This window comes from Streptomyces pseudovenezuelae (assembly GCF_029892565.1).
GTDB lineage: Bacteria > Actinomycetota > Actinomycetes > Streptomycetales > Streptomycetaceae > Streptomyces > Streptomyces pseudovenezuelae_A.
Genome location: NZ_JARXVH010000002.1, coordinates 612,067 through 627,480, shown reverse-complemented (window position 1 = coordinate 627,480; position 15,414 = coordinate 612,067). Strand labels below are relative to the sequence as shown.

The 15,414-nt window shown below is 72.0% G+C and carries 10 protein-coding genes; 5 read left to right on the top strand and 5 right to left on the bottom strand.

Translation table 11 applies throughout. The annotated features are described in order from the left end of the window. Positions 1–8: 8 nt before the first annotated feature. From M2283_RS07580 to M2283_RS07565, 4 genes are read right to left on the bottom strand one after another with little or no spacing between them, the layout of a single operon-like run. Positions 9–998 carry a D-2-hydroxyacid dehydrogenase gene (locus tag M2283_RS07580; RefSeq protein ID WP_280875311.1) on the bottom strand — a complete coding sequence of 330 codons (990 nt, stop codon included), beginning with the start codon at positions 996–998 and terminating at the stop codon, positions 9–11. Further along, positions 991–2,478 (bottom strand): NAD-dependent succinate-semialdehyde dehydrogenase, encoded by a 1,488-nt coding sequence (locus M2283_RS07575; RefSeq protein WP_280875310.1) that lies wholly within the window; start codon positions 2,476–2,478, stop codon positions 991–993. The genes M2283_RS07580 and M2283_RS07575 overlap by 8 nt, the downstream gene beginning before the upstream one ends. Further along, positions 2,478–5,339, bottom strand: a complete 2,862-nt coding sequence (locus M2283_RS07570; protein ID WP_280875309.1) for an FAD-binding and (Fe-S)-binding domain-containing protein — start codon at positions 5,337–5,339, stop codon at positions 2,478–2,480. Before M2283_RS07570 ends, M2283_RS07575 begins: the two co-directional genes overlap by 1 nt. Further along, positions 5,336–6,592: an aspartate aminotransferase family protein gene (locus M2283_RS07565; RefSeq protein ID WP_280875308.1), complete on the bottom strand. Its 1,257-nt coding sequence runs from the start codon at positions 6,590–6,592 to the stop codon at positions 5,336–5,338. Before M2283_RS07565 ends, M2283_RS07570 begins: the two co-directional genes overlap by 4 nt. Before the next feature lie 347 nt (positions 6,593–6,939). Here M2283_RS07565 and M2283_RS07560 point away from each other — a divergent pair, with 347 nt between their 5' ends. The 4 genes from M2283_RS07560 to M2283_RS07545 all read left to right on the top strand — a co-directional run bounded on the left by M2283_RS07560 (position 6,940) and on the right by M2283_RS07545 (position 12,263). Then, on the top strand, positions 6,940–8,313 hold the full coding sequence (locus tag M2283_RS07560) for an MFS transporter (RefSeq protein WP_280875307.1): 1,374 nt from the start codon (positions 6,940–6,942) through the stop codon (positions 8,311–8,313). Positions 8,314–8,360: 47 nt separating this feature from the next. After that, a complete protein-coding gene (locus M2283_RS07555; RefSeq protein WP_280875306.1) occupies positions 8,361–9,026 on the top strand; it encodes an HAD-IA family hydrolase in 666 nt (221 codons plus the stop codon). A 47-nt stretch (positions 9,027–9,073) separates the two neighbouring features. Continuing rightward, positions 9,074–10,468 (top strand): NAD(P)/FAD-dependent oxidoreductase, encoded by a 1,395-nt coding sequence (locus tag M2283_RS07550; protein ID WP_280875305.1) that lies wholly within the window; start codon positions 9,074–9,076, stop codon positions 10,466–10,468. Positions 10,469–10,667: 199 nt separating this feature from the next. Further along, positions 10,668–12,263, top strand: coding sequence for a PucR family transcriptional regulator (locus M2283_RS07545; RefSeq protein WP_280875304.1), 1,596 nt, complete (start codon positions 10,668–10,670; stop codon positions 12,261–12,263). A 61-nt stretch (positions 12,264–12,324) separates the two neighbouring features. Here M2283_RS07545 and M2283_RS07540 read toward each other — a convergent pair whose 3' ends face one another. After that, positions 12,325–13,206, bottom strand: coding sequence for an alpha/beta fold hydrolase (locus tag M2283_RS07540; RefSeq protein WP_280875303.1), 882 nt, complete (start codon positions 13,204–13,206; stop codon positions 12,325–12,327). Between the two features lie 151 nt (positions 13,207–13,357). Between M2283_RS07540 and M2283_RS07535 the strand changes: the two genes are divergently transcribed. Further along, positions 13,358–15,412: a BTAD domain-containing putative transcriptional regulator gene (locus M2283_RS07535; RefSeq protein WP_280875302.1), complete on the top strand. Its 2,055-nt coding sequence runs from the start codon at positions 13,358–13,360 to the stop codon at positions 15,410–15,412. The last annotated feature ends 2 nt before the right edge of the window (positions 15,413–15,414 follow it).

Sequence of the window (15,414 nt, the reverse complement as noted above, 5' to 3'; positions counted from 1 at the left end):
AGCCTGACTCAGCACGACTCCAACGCGGTCCCGTCCCTGACGTACCCCTTCTCCTTGTCCACCACGTTCCGCAACGGCCGCCCCTCCACCCTGCGCCCGAGGTTCTCCAGGAACAGGTCCGCCAAGTCGGCGCGCCAGCCGGTCACTTCGCCCGCCGTGTGCGGGGAGACGATCACGCCGGGCATGTCCCACAGCGGTGACGCGGCGGGCAGCGGTTCCTGAGCGAAGACGTCCAGGGCCGCTCCGGCCAGGCGGCCGTCCGCGAGGTGCTTGACGAGCGGCTCTTCGTCTACGAGGCCACCCCGGCCGACGTTGACCAGCCGGGCTCCGGGTTTCATCGCGGCGAGGATGGAGGCGTCGACCATGCAGCGGGTGGCCGGGGTGAGCGGGGCCGCGAGGATCACGTAGTCCGCGTCGGCCAGCGCAGGCCGGAGGCTCGCGCCCTCGTGCACCGTCCCGAAGTCCGGGTCGTCGGCGCGTGCGGTGCGCCCGGCGCCGCACACCCGCATGCCGACGGCGCGCAGCATGCGTGCGACGGCGCGGCCGATGGGCCCCGTTCCCCACACCAGTGCCGTGCGGCCGCCGATGCGTTCGCTGTCGCGGGGCCGCCACTCACGGCGCCGCTGGTGCTCCCAGGTGCCGGGGAAGTCCTTGGCCAGGGCGAGGATCAGGCCGAGTACGTATTCGGCGATGGCCTGGTCGTAGACGCCCCGCGAGTTGGTCAGCACCACGTCGGCGTTGTCGACCAGCGCCGGGAAGAGCAGCGAGTCCACTCCGGCGGCGGCCACGTGGACCCAGGCGGGGGCCAGGGTCGGGTCCTCGGGCCAACTCTCCGCGACCGCCGGGGTGATGGAGTGCCAGCACAGGAGGATGTCCGCGCCCGGCAGGAGGAGCGGCAGTTCCTCCTCGGTGGCGTACACCGTGTCCGCGAGAGCTTCGATGTGCTCGGCGTTCGGCGGCAGGATGCCCTGGTGCAGGACGACAAGCCGGTCAGCCACGGCCGTCCGCCACGGGGACCACGGGAATGGCGAGGTACTTGTACTCCAGGAACTCGTCGATGCCGACCCGTCCGCCCTCGCGGCCAAGCCCCGACTGCTTGACGCCGCCGAAGGGCGCGGCGGGGTTGGAGACCAGACCGGTGTTGATGCCGACCATGCCGGTCTCCAGCCCCTCCCCCACGCGCAGGGCGCGGTCGATGTCTCGGGTGAACAGGTAGCCGACCAGGCCCCATTCGGTGTCGTTGGCGGCGCGTACGACCTCGTCCTCGGTGTCGAAGGTGAGGATCGCGGCGACCGGGCCGAAGATCTCCGCCCGCATCAGTTCCGAGCCGGGGCGGACCTCGGTGACGACCGTCGGCGGGTAGAAGTGGCCCGGCCCGTCCGGGACTTCGCCGCCGGTCAGTACTTTGGCGCCGCGCGTCACCGCGTCCTGGACGAGGCCGTCGGCCTTGGCGCGTCCGGCGGCGTCGATCAACGGGCCCACCTGCGAGCCGGGTTGGGTGCCCGGACCGACGGTGAGCGCGGTCATGCGCTCGGCGAGCCGCGCGGCGAACGCGTCCGCGACCTCGCGATGCACGAAGAAGCGGTTGGCGGCGGTGCACGCCTCGCCCATGTTCCGCATCTTCGCGACCATGGCGCCCTCGACGGCCCGATCGAGGTCGGCGTCCTCGAAGACGATGAAGGGCGCGTTGCCGCCCAGCTCCATGGAGGTGCGTACGACGGTGTCGGCGCACTGGGCAAGGAGCAGCCGTCCGACCTGAGTTGAACCGGTGAAGGACAGCTTGCGCACGCCCCCGCCGCGCAGCAGGGGCTCGATCACCCCGGCGGCGTCCGTCGTGGTCACGACGTTGAGCACGCCCTCCGGCAGTCCCGCCTCGGTGAGGATCCCGGCGAGGGCCAGGCTGGACAGCGGGGTCTGCGGGGCGGGCTTGAGGACCATGGTGCAGCCCGCCGCTATCGCGGGTCCGATCTTGCGGGTGCCCATCGCGAGCGGGAAGTTCCACGGGGTGATCAGGAGGCAGGGGCCCACCGGCTGACGCATGACCAGGACGCGGTTGGCTCCGTCCGGGGTCCGCGTGAACCCACCCTCGATCCGTACCGCCTCCTCGGAGAACCAGCGGAAGAACTCCGCCGCGTAACCGACCTCCCCGCGCGCCTCCGCGAGGGGCTTGCCCATCTCCAGGGTCATCAACAGGGCGAGTTCCTCGCGCCGTTCGAGGATGATCTCGTAAGCGCGGCGCAGGATTTCACTGCGGGCGCGGGGTGCGGTCGCCGCCCACGTCTCCTGCGCCGCCTCCGCCGCATCGAGGGCGCGTCGCCCGTCGGCCGGTGAGGCATCGGCGACCTCGCACAGCCGCTCGCCGCTCGCCGGGTCGTCCACGGCGAAGTGGCCGCCGTCGGCCGCGTCCTGCCAACTCCCACCGATGAACAGCTGCTTGGGAACGGTCTCGACGACAGACGTGGACGTGGTGGTGGTCATCAGCGGGTACCTCCGGACGGGTTCGGGTCGAGCAGTTGGGCCAGGTGCCGGACCTGCGGGCCGTCGGGGCCGGTCAGATGGGCCGCCTGAGTGCGGCAACTGAAGCCGTCTGCAAGGACAGTGGCGGTCGTGTCGAGTGCGGCGAGCTTCGGGGCCAGGGAGAGGGCACCGACAGCCATCGAGGTGTCGTAGTGCTCCGCCTCGAAGCCGAAGTTGCCGGCCAGGCCGCAGCAGCCGTTCGCCTCGTCGACCTGTCCGACGCCGAGGCGGCGCAGCAGCGTGCTCTGTGTGGTCTCGCCGAAGACGGCGTACTCGTGGCAGTGCGTCTGGAGCGTCACGCGGTCGGGGACGGCCACGGGTTTCCAGTCGGGGTCGGCGAGTTCGGTCAGCGCGCCGGAGAAGGTGCGGATGCGGGCGGCGACCCGGCGGGCGGTGTCCGTGCCGAGGAGGGCGGGTGCGTCGTGGCGGAGGGCGGCTGCGCAGCTCGGTTCGGGCACGACGATGGGCAACTCGCCCTCGGCGTCGAGCCGTTCGACGGTACGGGTCATCACGCGCCGGGCGATGCCGAGTTGGCCGGTGCTGACCCAGGTGAGCCCGCAGCACAGCCCCTCGCGCGCGGTCACGGGGACACCGGCGTCGGCCAGGACGCGGGCGGCGGCTCCGGCGACGTCGGGGCGGAAGGCTCGAGTGAAGGAGTCGACGAGCAGGACGGCGGCCGGGGTTTCCGGCGGCGGGGGCAGGTGCGCGCGCAGGGCTCGGCGCGGGGCGAAGCTCGGCAGGGCGCGCTCGGTGGTCACTCCGCCGAGCCGTGCGACCAGCCGGCCCAGCGGTCCGCCGAGCAGAGCATTCGCGGGACGCGCGAACCAGCGGGCCAGCACCGCCCACCAGGGCAGCCAGCCCAGGCTGTAGTGACTGAGCGGGCGCAGCCGACGCCGGTAATGCCGGTGCAGGAACTCCGACTTGTACGTCGCCATGTCGACTCCCACCGGGCAGTCGGCGGCACAGGCCTTGCAGGAAAGGCACAGGTCGAGGGCATCCCGTACCTCCGTCGAGCGGCTGCCGCCGGTGATGACGGTGCCGGGGCCGTCGCGCAGCATCTCCTGCAACAGCCGGGCGCGGCCCCGCGTGGAGTCGCGCTCGTCGTGGGTGGCGCGGTAGCTCGGGCACATGGCTCCGCCCGAGTCGCTGCGGCAACGCCCCACGCCGATGCAGCGGCTCGCCGCTTCGGCGAGGCCGCCCGGGTCGTCGGGGAAGGTGAAACCACCCTCCGGCGCACGGGAGTTGATTGCATACAGCGCGAGGCCGGCGTCGACGCCCGCCGGATCGACGATCACTCCCGGATTGAGGACGCCGTCGGGGTCGTACAACCGCTTGTAGGAGGCGAACGCGGCTCGCATGCGCGGGCTGTACATGGTGGCGAGGAGTTCGCTGCGGGCGCGGCCGTCACCGTGTTCGCCGGACAGGGTGCCGCCGTGCGAGACGACCAGCGCGGCGGCTTCCTCCAAGAAGGCGCGCATGGCCGCTGCCCCCTCCGGCGTCGCGGGGGCGAAGTCGATGCGGACGTGGACGCAGCCCGCGCCGAAGTGTCCGTACAGCACGCCGGTGAAGTCGTGCTTGGCGAGGAGGGTACGGAAGTCCCGCAGGTAGTCGGCGAGTTGGTGCGGATCGACGGCCGCGTCCTCCCAGCCCGGCCAGGACGTGCCGCCGTCGACGAGGCGGGCGGCGAGTCCGGCGCCGTCCTCGCGTACGCGCCACAGGGAACGGCGTTCGGCGGGGTCGTCGATGACGCGGCCCGCCACCATCCGCTCCCCGGCGCGGAGTTCGGTGAGGACGTCTGCGGCTCGTGCGTCAGCGTTGGTCTGGTCGGTGCCGTCGAGTTCGACGTACAGCCAGGCGGCGCCCTCGGGCAGACCGGTGACGGCCCCCGGGCCGCGTCGGTGGCGCAGGGTCGCGACGATGGCCTCGTCCATGCCCTCGACCGCGGTGGGCCGGTGGCGCAGGATCGCCGGGACGTCCAGGGCGGCGTCCACGACGTCCCGATAGCCGAGCGCGAGCAGCGTGGTGGCCGCCGGCTTGGGGTGCAGTCGTACGGTCGCGCGGGTGACGACCGCGCAGGTGCCCTCGGTGCCGACCAGGGCGCGGGCGGTGTGTCGGCCGTGCTCCGGGAGGAGGTGGTGGAGCTGATAGCCGGAGACCTGGCGGGGGATGCGACCGAGTTCGGTACGGAGGGCGGCGAGGTTGTCGTCGACGAGCCGGGTCAACTCGGCGTCCAAGGTGGCGATTTCGGCCGCGTTCTCGCTCTCGACGGCGCGCAGTCCCCCGACACCGGCCACCGCACGCACCCCCGTGGCCGTCACGATCTCCAGCTCCTCGACATGCTCGACCGTCCGCCCGTAGCGCACCGAATGGTTGCCGCACGCGTCGTTCCCGATCATGCCGCCGAGGGTGCAGCGGCTGTGGGACGACGGGTCGGGGCCGAAGAACAGGCCATGCGGTGCGGCCGCGCGCTGGAGGTCGTCGAGGACCACGCCGGGTTCGACGACGGCGGTGCGGGTGTCGGGGTCGACAGCGATGACTTTGTTGAGGTGGCGGGAGAAGTCGAGGACCACGCCGGGGCCGATCGCGTTGCCGGCCATGCTGGTGCCCGCCCCGCGCGCGGTGAGCGGGATGCTCAGGTCACGGCAGGCCCGTACGAGCGCTGCCACATCCTCGACGGAGCGTGGGAAGGCGACGGCGAGGGGCGGCACCCGGTAGTTGGACGCGTCGTACGCGTACTGCGCGCGCCGCCCCTCCCCCGTGTCGACCTCCAGGCCCGGAGCGGTCCGGGCCAGCAGGTCGACCAGGGAACGGGCGTCGGTCATCCGGCCGTGCCCGCCGCGACCGCGGCCGACCAGGCGCGCAGGCCCTCGTCGATCGCGCCCGCGTCGACGATCAGCGGCGGGATCATGCGGACGACGTTGCCCCACGGGCCACAGGGCAGCAGGAGCAGCCCCTCCTCAACGGCCGCCCCCATCACCCGAGTTGCCGCCCCGGGGTCGGGCTCGCCCGTCTCCGTCACGAACTCGCTCGCCAGCATCAGACCGAGACCGCGTACGTCGCCGATCGCGGGGTTCTTCGCGGCGACCTCGTCGAGGCCCGCGCGCAGTCGGGCGCCCATCGCGGCGGCGTTGTCGACCAGGTTCTCCTCCTCGACGACGTCGAGCGTGGCGACGGCCGCCGCGCAGGCGACCGCGTTCCCGCCGTACGTGCCACCCTGTGAGCCGGGCCGTGCCTTCCGCATCAGCTCTTCGGAGGCGGCGATGCCGGACAGCGGGAAGCCGCTGGCCAGGCCCTTGGCCGTGATGAGGATGTCGGGGCGGACGTCGAAGTGGTCGTGACCCCAGAAGCGGCCGGTGCGGCCGACGCCGGTCTGGATCTCGTCGAGGACGAGCAGGATGCCGTGGCGGTCGGCGCGTTCCCGAAGGCCTTGCAGGAAGGCGGAGTTGGCGGGGACGTAGCCGCCTTCGCCGAGGACCGGCTCGATGAAGATCGCGGCGGTGTCGTCCGGGTCGGAGACGGTCTGGAGAAGTTGGTCGAACTCGCGCAGCGCGAACCGGGTCGCCGTCTCCTCGTCCCACCCGTAGTGGAACGCGTGCGGGAACGGCGTGATGACGACCCCGCCCATCAGCGGGCCGAACCCGGTGCGCACCTTCGTACCGGATGTCGTCATCGACGCGGCGGCGACCGTACGGCCGTGGAAACCGCCCTGGCAGACGACGACATTGGGGCGGCCGGTGGCCTGGCGGGCGAGCCGCAGCGCTGCTTCGACGGCCTCGCTGCCGGAGTTGGCGAAGAAGAGGCTGTCGAGGCCCTCGGGCAGGACCTGGCCGAGTCGCTCGACGAGACGCTGCAACGGCCGGTGCATGACCGTCGTGTACTGGCCGTGGATCAGTGTGGCCACCTGCTCCTGCGCGGCGGCGACCACCTTGGGGTGGCAGTGGCCGGTGCTGGTGACGCCGATGCCCGCGGTGAAATCCAGATAGCGGCGGCCGTCGGTGCCGAAGAGGTGGACTCCCTCGCCGCGTTCGGCGACGACCGGTGTGGCCTGGCGCAGGTGCTCTGACAGGTGGCTCATACGGCGGTTCTCCCACGGCGTGAGAAGGTGCGGGGGACACCTGTCACTCTGTGGGCGGTGCGGCGGGAAGGTCAACGGCCAACGTGTTCCCCCCGCGCGCCCGGTGTGGACGGTCTGTCAACCGGAACCCGGTCGCGGAACAGACTGTCCACCCAGCGGTGGCGAAGCGGACACGGTGTTCATTGACGGTGGTTGTGCGCTGAACCAGGGTGTTGGCCAACCCCGGACCGCCTCACCGCCTCGCTCCCCCCTCGGTGACCTGTCGGTCTCTCCGGCGTACAGCGGCGTACGCATTCGAATGCTTGACGCACGATCTCCTCCGCCCCGCGTCCCCAGGAGCCTCAAGCATGTCCGTGACCTCGTCCTCCACCGCCAAAAGTGGCTCGTCGCTCGACGACGCGCCCGTCAGTTCCTTCCACCGCCGGATCATGGCGGTCGCCATGGGCGGCCCGTTCTGCGACGGCTATCTGCTCGGAGTGATGGGCGTCGCCCTCGGCCTCATCACCCCGGCACTCGCCCTCGACACCCTGTGGACCGGCCTGGTCGCCGCGTCCGTCCTGATCGGCGTGTTCATCGGCGGTGTCGTCTTCGGCCCGATCACCGACCGGGTCGGCCGACATCTGATGTACGTCCTCAACCTGGCCGCGTTTGTCGTCTTCTCGGCGCTGCAGTTCTTCGTCACCGAGGCCTGGCAGCTCGTGGTGCTGCGGCTGCTCATCGGCGTCGCGATCGGTGCCGACTACCCCATCGCCTCCGCCCTCACCACTGAGCTGGTCCCCCGCCGACTACGCGGCCCGGCCCTGTCCGGCCTCGTGCTGGCCTGGTGGATCGGATACGGCATGAGCTACTGGGTGGGCTGGGCGCTGACCGGTCTCGGCGACGACGCCTGGCGCTGGATGCTGGTCTCCGGCGCGGTTCCGGCGCTCGTCTTCCTCGTCTTCCGGGCCGGCATTCCCGAGTCCCCGCGCTGGCTCGCCTCGCGCGGCCGGATCGACGAGGCGCGGGCCGTCGTAAGCAAACACCTCGGCCCCGGCATCGACGCCGACGAACTCCTCACCGAACCCCGTCGCGAACAGCGCGGCGGATCCGGTCTCGGCAACCTCGTCGAGATCTTCAAACGCGGCTACACGGTCCCGGTCGTCTTCTGTTCCGTCTTCTGGATCTGTCAGGTCGCGCCCGCGTTCGCGGTCCGGTCCTTCCAGCCGCAGATGCTGTCGGCCTTCGGCGTGGAGAGCACGTACGGCGCCAGTGCGCTCATCACCACCCTCGCCGTAGCCGGTATCGCCCTCGGCCTCCTGGTCGTCAACCGGATCGGCCGCCGCCCGCTGCTGATCAGCACCTTCGCCTGCATCACCGTCTCGCTGCTCGCGCTGGCGGTGCTGCCGTTGCACTGGGCGTTCCTGGTGGTGACCCTGTTCGCCGCGTTTCAGTTCTTCGAAGCGGCGGGCAGCGGGCTGCAGTTCGTCTACCCGAGCGAGCTGTTCCCGACCGATCTGCGGGCCACGGGAGTCGGCATCGCGACCGCGATGAGCCGGGTCGGGTCGGCCACTTCCACGTTCCTGCTCCCCATCGCCGCCGACGACCTGGGCGTGCGCGGCACGCTCGGCATCGCGGTCGTGATCACTCTGGCGGGGCTCGTCGTGTCGTACTTCCTCGCCCCCGAGACAAAGGACCTGAGCCTCAAGGACCTGGGCGTGGCCGAGGCCGGCAGCCGCTCCTGAAGTCGCCAAGTCGTTGAACGCCCCTCCGCCATAAAGGAGTTCACCCCATGCGCAAGGTCGTCAGCTTCGACTGCTACCGCACCCTCATCAACTTCGACACCCGCACCGCCACGCACGAGATCGTCAAGGACCGGCTCGCCGAACTCGGCGTCGACGCCGACCAGTTCCACCACGACGCGTACGTGATGCGCTTCCAGGGCGTCGTCGACGCGTACCGCCCCTACCGCGAGATCGTCCGCAGCACTCTGCGCAACGTCATGCTGCTGCACGGCCTGGAGTACCGGGACGAGGACGGCGAGGCGCTGATCGAGGCCATCAAGAAGTTCAAGCCGTTCCGTGAAGTCCCGGACGCGCTGCGCCGGTTGAAGAGCGAGTACGACATCGCCATCCTCTCCAACAGCGAGGACGACCTCATCTCGTACGCCGTCGACGAGTTGGGCGTCGAGTGGGACTACGTGCTGACCGCCGAGCAGGCCGGGGCGTACAAGCCGCTGCCGCAGGCCTTCGAGTACCTGATGAAGGCGACCGGGCGCGGCCCGGCGGACATCATCCACACCGCCCAGGGCTGGGAGTACGACATCATGCCGACCAAGCGGTACCCGGGCATGCGGCGGATCTGGGTGAACCGGTACGGCTTCCCCGGCTCGACCGCGTTCCAGCCGTACGAGGAGATCAAGGACCTGTCCGAGCTGCCCGGCCTGCTCGGCGTCTGACCCTCACGGCACCCGCACACGCCCGCCGCTTCGAAAGGAACAATCCCGTGAGCGCGACCACGCTCGGCCGGCCCGGCCCGGTCAACGGCCGGATCTCCCACTGGTTCACCGAACTCCCCACCCCTCGCCCGGCGTTGCCAGGCGACCGCGATGCCGATGTGTGCATCGTGGGAGCTGGCCTCACCGGTCTGTGGACCGCGTACTACCTGAAACTCGCGGACCCGACGCTGCGGATCACCGTCCTGGAGGCCGAGTTCGCCGGTTTCGGCGCGTCCGGGCGCAACGGCGGCTGGGCGTCGGGACTGGTGCCCGGGGCGCGTTACCGGCTGGCCAAGCAGTACGGCCGGGACGCGGTGCTCGACTACCAGCGCGCGATGAACGAGGCCGTCGACGAGATCATCACGGTCGCGGAACGGGAGGGCATCGACGCCGACATCGTCAAGGGCGGCACCCTGCGCGTGGCCCGGACCCCGGCCCAGGCCACCCGGCTGCGGCACAAGACCGAGGCCGACCACGAGTGGGGCGTCACGGACGCGGTGATGCTGACGCCGGAGGAGGCCGCGGAACGTATCCGCATCGAGGGGATGACGGCGGCGGCCTGGACGCCGCACTGCGCCCGGCTGCAGCCGGCGGCCCTGGTGCGTGGGCTCGCCGAGACGGTCGTACGGCTCGGTGTGACTCTGTACGAGAAGTCCCCCGTCACCGTCGTCGAACCGGGGCGGGCCGTCACCGCGCACGGCACTGTGTCCGCGCCGGTCGTCCTGCGGGCCACGGAGGGGTTCACCGCGTCGCTGAAGGGGCTGCGGCGGGCCTGGCTGCCGATGAACAGCTCGATGATCGTGACCGAGCCGCTGGCCGGGGGTGTCTGGGAGGAGATCGGCTGGGCCGGGCGCGAGACCCTCGGCGACACCGCGCACGGCCATCTGTACGCCCAGCGCACGCCGGACGATCGGATCGCGATCGGGGGGCGGGGGGTGCCGTATCGGTTCGGTTCGCGGACCGACTCCGACGGGCGGGTGGCCGACCGGACGATCGGTGAGCTGGCGGAAACACTGTACAAGCTGCTGCCGCAGACCGGCGGGGCTCGCGTCGACCATGCCTGGTGTGGGGTGCTTGCGGTGCCGCGTGACTGGTCGGCGACGGTCGGGTTGGACCGTGCGACCGGGCTTGGCTGGGCCGGGGGTTATGTGGGGCATGGGGTGACCTCGACAAACCTTGCCGCTCGTACGCTCACGGATCTCGTGTTGGGGCGTGAATCTCGGCTGACCCGGCTGCCGTGGACCGGGCATCGGCCCGGTACCTGGGAGCCGGAGCCACTGCGCTGGCTTGGCGTGCGAGGCCTCTACGTTGCCTATCGGCTGGCGGACAGCCATGAGGCGGGCGGACGCACGCGAACGTCCCCGATAGCCACGGTCGCGGATCGCATCGCACGTCGGCCCTGACCCTGCAGGGGTGCGGGACTGTGTCAGTAAGCGGCTCCGCCGCGCGGGCGCGATCAACCACAACGAACCCGCACCCGCCAACGCAACAGGCCCCCCGGCGAACAGGCGCACACCCCTCTGAGGAACTTGCACAGCCCTCGCCCCACCCCCCAGAGTGGTCCGGAACCACACTGCCACGCCTCCGGAGGAACCCGCGCCCATGCCGTTCCTCACGGTCGCTGACGTACTGCGACTCCCCGTCATCGCGGCGGGTCTGCCTCGGGTGGCGGCCGGCGAGGGCCAGTTGGGGCGCACGGTCCGGTGGGTCCACGTCACCGAACTCCTCGATCCCGCCTCGTTCCTGGAAGGCGGGGAACTGGTCCTCACCACGGGCATGCCGCACCCGTCGGATCCGACACAACTGCGAGGTTACGTCGACCAGTTGGCGGACGTCGGGGTCGCGGGGCTGGTCGTGGAACTGGGACGCCGATATCAGCAGGCGCCCCCGGACCTCGTCGCCGCGTGTCGGGAACGCGATCTACCGCTGATCATGTTGGCGCGCGGGGTGCGGTTCATCGAGGTGACCCAGACCGTGCACGCCCTGATCCTGGACGCGCAGGGCGAGCTGCTGCGGCGCGCCCAGCACGTGCATGAGCTGTTCACGTCGCTCACCCTGCGCGGCGCTGAACCGGAGGAGTTCGTGCAGACCGCGGCGGACCTCACGGGGTGCCCGGTCGTGCTGGAGAACCTGATCCATCACGCCGTGGTCTGGGCCGTGGCCGGGCGCGCGGACGGGCAGGTCCTGGACGCCTGGTCGCGTCGTTCCCGTACCGCCGAGACGCCCGGCCGAGCGGCGGTCAGCGGGCCCGAGGGGTGGCTCGTGGCCCCCGTCGAGGAACGGAGCAGCCGTTGGGGACGGCTGATCATGCTGCCCCTCGCGGCCGGGCCGCCCTTCGGTCCGGAGCACACGATGATCCTGGAGCAGGCCGCAACCGCCCTCACCCTGGCCCGGCTCACCGGCTCCCCGGAATGGGACCGGCGTGCGCACAGCTCCGTCCTGCTCGATCTGTTGCACTGGCGCTATCGCAGCCGCACCGAGGCCCGGCTGCGGGCCGAAGCGCTCGGCCTCCCCACGACCGGCCACCGTCTCCTCCCGGTCGTCGTCGACCACGCGGAGGCACAGGTCGAGGACACGACAGTGGCCGACCACCTCGCCAAGGAACTGCACACCTCCGGCGTCAAAGCCCTCGTGGGAGACCTCTCCGGGCGACGCACCGGACTGCTCATGGCGTTGGCCCGCGCGAGTGCGTGGCAGCCCGTCGTGGAACGCATCGCCCGCGATCTGCGGGCCACGTTCGGGGAGGACGCCGTCATCGCCGTCGGCCCCGGTGTCACCGAACTCAGCCAGGTCACGCGGTCGTTCCGCGAGGCCGAGGAGGTCGCCGACGCGATCGGCCCCGCCTCCCGCAGCCGCCCCTTCCACGTCGCCTCCGACGTGGGCCTGCCCGAACTCCTCTACTCCCTGCGCGACGACGTCCGGGTCCAGAAGTACGTCGAGCAACGGCTCGGGCGCCTCGTCCAGCACGACGCACGGCACGGCAGCGACCTCCTCACCGCCCTGCGCGAATACCTCGACGCCGCCGGCAACAAGTCGATCGCGGCCAAACGCGTGGGACTCTCCAGGCAGGCCTTCTACCAGCGCCTGCACACCATCGAACGGCTCCTGGGCGCCGACCTTGAAGCCGGCGCCGAACGCACCCAGTTGCATGTGGCGGTGACGGCACTGGAGGTGCTGCACGGGGTGGAAACGAACTGATCGCAGGCACCGGGCCCGTCGACCGTCAGCGGTCGGCCGGCGCCTTGATCTCCGCCGACCATCAGCGGTCAGCCAACGCCCTGATCTCCGCGGCGATCAGCTTCGGGTCCTCCTCCGCCATGAAGTGCCCGCAGGAAACGGTGCGGTGGTGCAGGTCCGGTGCCCAGGCTCGCCACAGTCCCTCCGCGTCGTATCCCAGGGCGGCGCCCCAGTCCTGCTGAAGGACGGTGACGGGCATGGTGAGTTGGTTGCCGGCCGCTCGATCGGCGGTGTCGTGGTCCACGTCGATGCCCGCGGAGGCACGGTAGTCGGCGACGATCGACGGTACGGCCGCTGCGCACGCGTCGAGGTAGTGGCGGCGGACGTCGGCGGGCACCGCGGTCGGGTCGTTGGCCCAGGTGTCGAGGAAGTGGCCGAAGAAGGCGTCGGCTGAGACCTGGATCAGCTGCTCGGGCAGGCCGGGGGCCTGGGCCATCAGATAGAGGTGGAAACCGACGGCGGCGGAGGCGCCGTGCAGGGCGTCCCACATGTCCAGCGTCGGCAGGACGTCCAGGAGGATCGCGCGGGACACGGCCTGCGGGTGGTCCAGGGCGGCGCGGAACGCGACGAGAGCGCCGCGATCATGGCCCGCCAGGACGAACCGGTCGTGCCCGAGCCGCGCCGCCAGCCGTACGACGTCCCGGGCCATCGTGCGCTTGGAGTAGACGTCGGGTCCGGTCTCGGCGGGCTTGTCGCTGGCGCCGTATCCGCGCAGGTCCGGGCAGATGACCGTGTGGTCGGCGGCCAGGTCGGCGGCGACGTGCCGCCACATGAGGTGGGTCTGCGGAAAGCCGTGCAGCAGCACGACCGGACTGCCGGTGCCGCCGACCGCGGCGTGCAGGGCGATGCCGTCGTCGACCGGGACGCGGTGGACGTCGAAACCGGGGATGCTCAGGGGTGTCACAGCAGCTCCTGGCGCTCGTGGCAGGGTGGTCGTGGCGGGCCGGCGGTCCGGCACGACCGGGGACGCGGTCCAGAGTGCGGGCCCCGGATCAGTGATCGATGAGTGGACGAGCGGCACGCCGAAACGGGCGCGGACTGCAGGAGGGCGTGCGGTGGGTGTGCGGTTCGGACTGCTGGGGCCGGTGGCCGCCTGGGACGCGGACGGCGTTCCGGTCGCGCTCGGTGCGCCACGGCACCGGGAGGTGCTGGGCAGGCTGCTGATCGCGCGCAACCGTGTCGTACCGGTCGGCCGGCTGGTGGCGGACCTGTGGGAAGACGGAGACGCTCCGGCCGGAGCCGTCGGTGCGGTGCGTACCTTCGTCGCCGCACTCCGCCGCGCCCTGGAGCCGGAACGCGCTCCGCGGCAGGCGTCCCGTCTGCTGGTGACTGACGGTCCCGGCTATGTGCTGCACGCCGGCCGGGACGTGGTGGACGCGTGGCGGTTCGAGGACACGGTGGCCCGGGCCGCCGCCGCGGCGCCGCGCGCGGCGGTGGCGTTGTGGGACGAGGCGCTCGCGCTGTGGCGGGGCCCGGTGCTGGCCGACTTCCCCGGCGTCGGGTGGGCAGCCGCCGAGCAGGCCCGGCTGGAGGCACTGCGGCTGCACGCGGTCGAGCGGCGCGCTGACGCCTTGCTGGCGACCGGCGCCGCCCGCGAAGCGGTCGTAGATCTGGAGGCCCACGTGGTCGCGCACCCCTGGCGGGAGGACGGCTGGGTGCTGCTGGCCACCGCCCTGGAGCGCTCCGGGCGGCGCGGCGACGCGTTGGAGGCAGTGCGGCGCGCCCGGCACACCCTTGCCGAGAGACTCGGCATCGATCCCGGTCCCGCACTGACGCGGGCCGAGGCCCGGCTCCTCAAGGGCAGCTCGGGGTCGGCGGAGGCTTCCGGCGCCGTCGACGGGGTCTGGGGGCGGGCGGCGGCCGCGTGGGAGCGGGCTGTACCGGCCAGGTCGCGGGCGCGGTTGCACGCCACGGCCGCGCTGCTGCGCGACCTCGCGGTGACCGGCGCCGACGGTCTGGAGGAGGCGCGCGAGCACCGGCGGGACGTGGTCGCGGCGGCCGAGGCGACCGGCGATGCCGAGTTGGCGGCCCGGATCATCGGCTCCTACGACGTGCCGGCCGTGTGGACGCGCGCCGACGATTCCGACGACGCGGGTGAGCTGTCCCGGGCCGCCGCCCGCGCCGCCGCCGCGCTCGCTCCCGGCGAGTCCCCCGCGCTGCGGGCCCGGCTGCTGTCGGTCGTCGCGGTCGAGTCGCGCGGGGACGCCGCCGCCGACGGGCCGATCCCGCGAGCGTCCGAGCCGTCTGCCGTCGAGCCTCCCTCAGTCGAGCCGTGGCGGCTGCGAGCCGAGCGCGCCGCCGAGGAAGCCGTCCGCCTGGCCCGCCGGCTGGGCGACCCCGCACTGCTCGCGTTCGCTCTCAACGGCGCCTTCATGCAGTCCTTCGGCCACTGCGGCGGGGCAACCGGCCGCGAGGCGCTCGGCCGTGAGATGACCGACCTGGCCGTCGACCACGGCCTGCCCAGCCACGAGGTCCTCGGGCGCCTCGTACGCCTCCAGGCGCTCGCGGCACTGGGAGAACTCACCGCGGCGGACGCGGAGGCCGAGGCGATCGACCGACTGGCGCACCGTCACGAACGGCCGCTGGCAGTGGTGTTCACCTCCTGGTTCCGCGCCCTGCGTACCTGCGAGACCGACGGCTGGCCGACGGCCCGCCCCCTGTACACGCACGTTCTGGCAGCGACCGCGGACAGTGGCATGCCCGGTCTCGTCCACGGAGCCGCGGCCCTGGTCGCCCTCGTCCCGTTCATGCGCGAAAACGGCCTGCCCCGCCCCGGCGACCTCCCCGAACTCGACGCCGGCCCCTACCAACCCTGGCTCCGCCCCCTCCTGTTGGCCGGCGCCGGCGCCACCGAACAGGCACGCCAGGCACTGGACGAGGCTCCCCGGCCACCGCACGACCTGCTCCAGGAGGCGATGTGGTGCGTCCTCGCCCGGGCCGCCTGCGCGGTCGGACACGAGCGGATCCTGCGCAGGGCGAGAGACGAACTCACCCCAGCCGCAACGGAGTCGGCCGGGGCCGGCAGCGGCCTCATCTCCTACGGCCCGGTCGAACACCACCTGCACGCCATCGACTCGGCCCTCGGCGACGGCTACGACCGGAACGCGTAACC

Bases quoted from the DNA above. Each gene is read 5' to 3' on its own strand.
- M2283_RS07575 (WP_280875310.1), bottom strand. From the start codon at position 2,478: ATGACCACCACCACGTCCACGTCTGTCGTCGAGACCGTTCCCAAGCAG.
- M2283_RS07570 (WP_280875309.1), bottom strand. From the start codon at position 5,339: ATGACCGACGCCCGTTCCCTGGTCGACCTGCTGGCCCGGACCGCTCCG.
- M2283_RS07565 (WP_280875308.1), bottom strand. From the start codon at position 6,592: ATGAGCCACCTGTCAGAGCACCTGCGCCAGGCCACACCGGTCGTCGCC.
- M2283_RS07560 (WP_280875307.1), top strand. From the start codon at position 6,940: ATGTCCGTGACCTCGTCCTCCACCGCCAAAAGTGGCTCGTCGCTCGAC.
- M2283_RS07555 (WP_280875306.1), top strand. From the start codon at position 8,361: ATGCGCAAGGTCGTCAGCTTCGACTGCTACCGCACCCTCATCAACTTC.
- M2283_RS07545 (WP_280875304.1), top strand. From the start codon at position 10,668: ATGCCGTTCCTCACGGTCGCTGACGTACTGCGACTCCCCGTCATCGCG.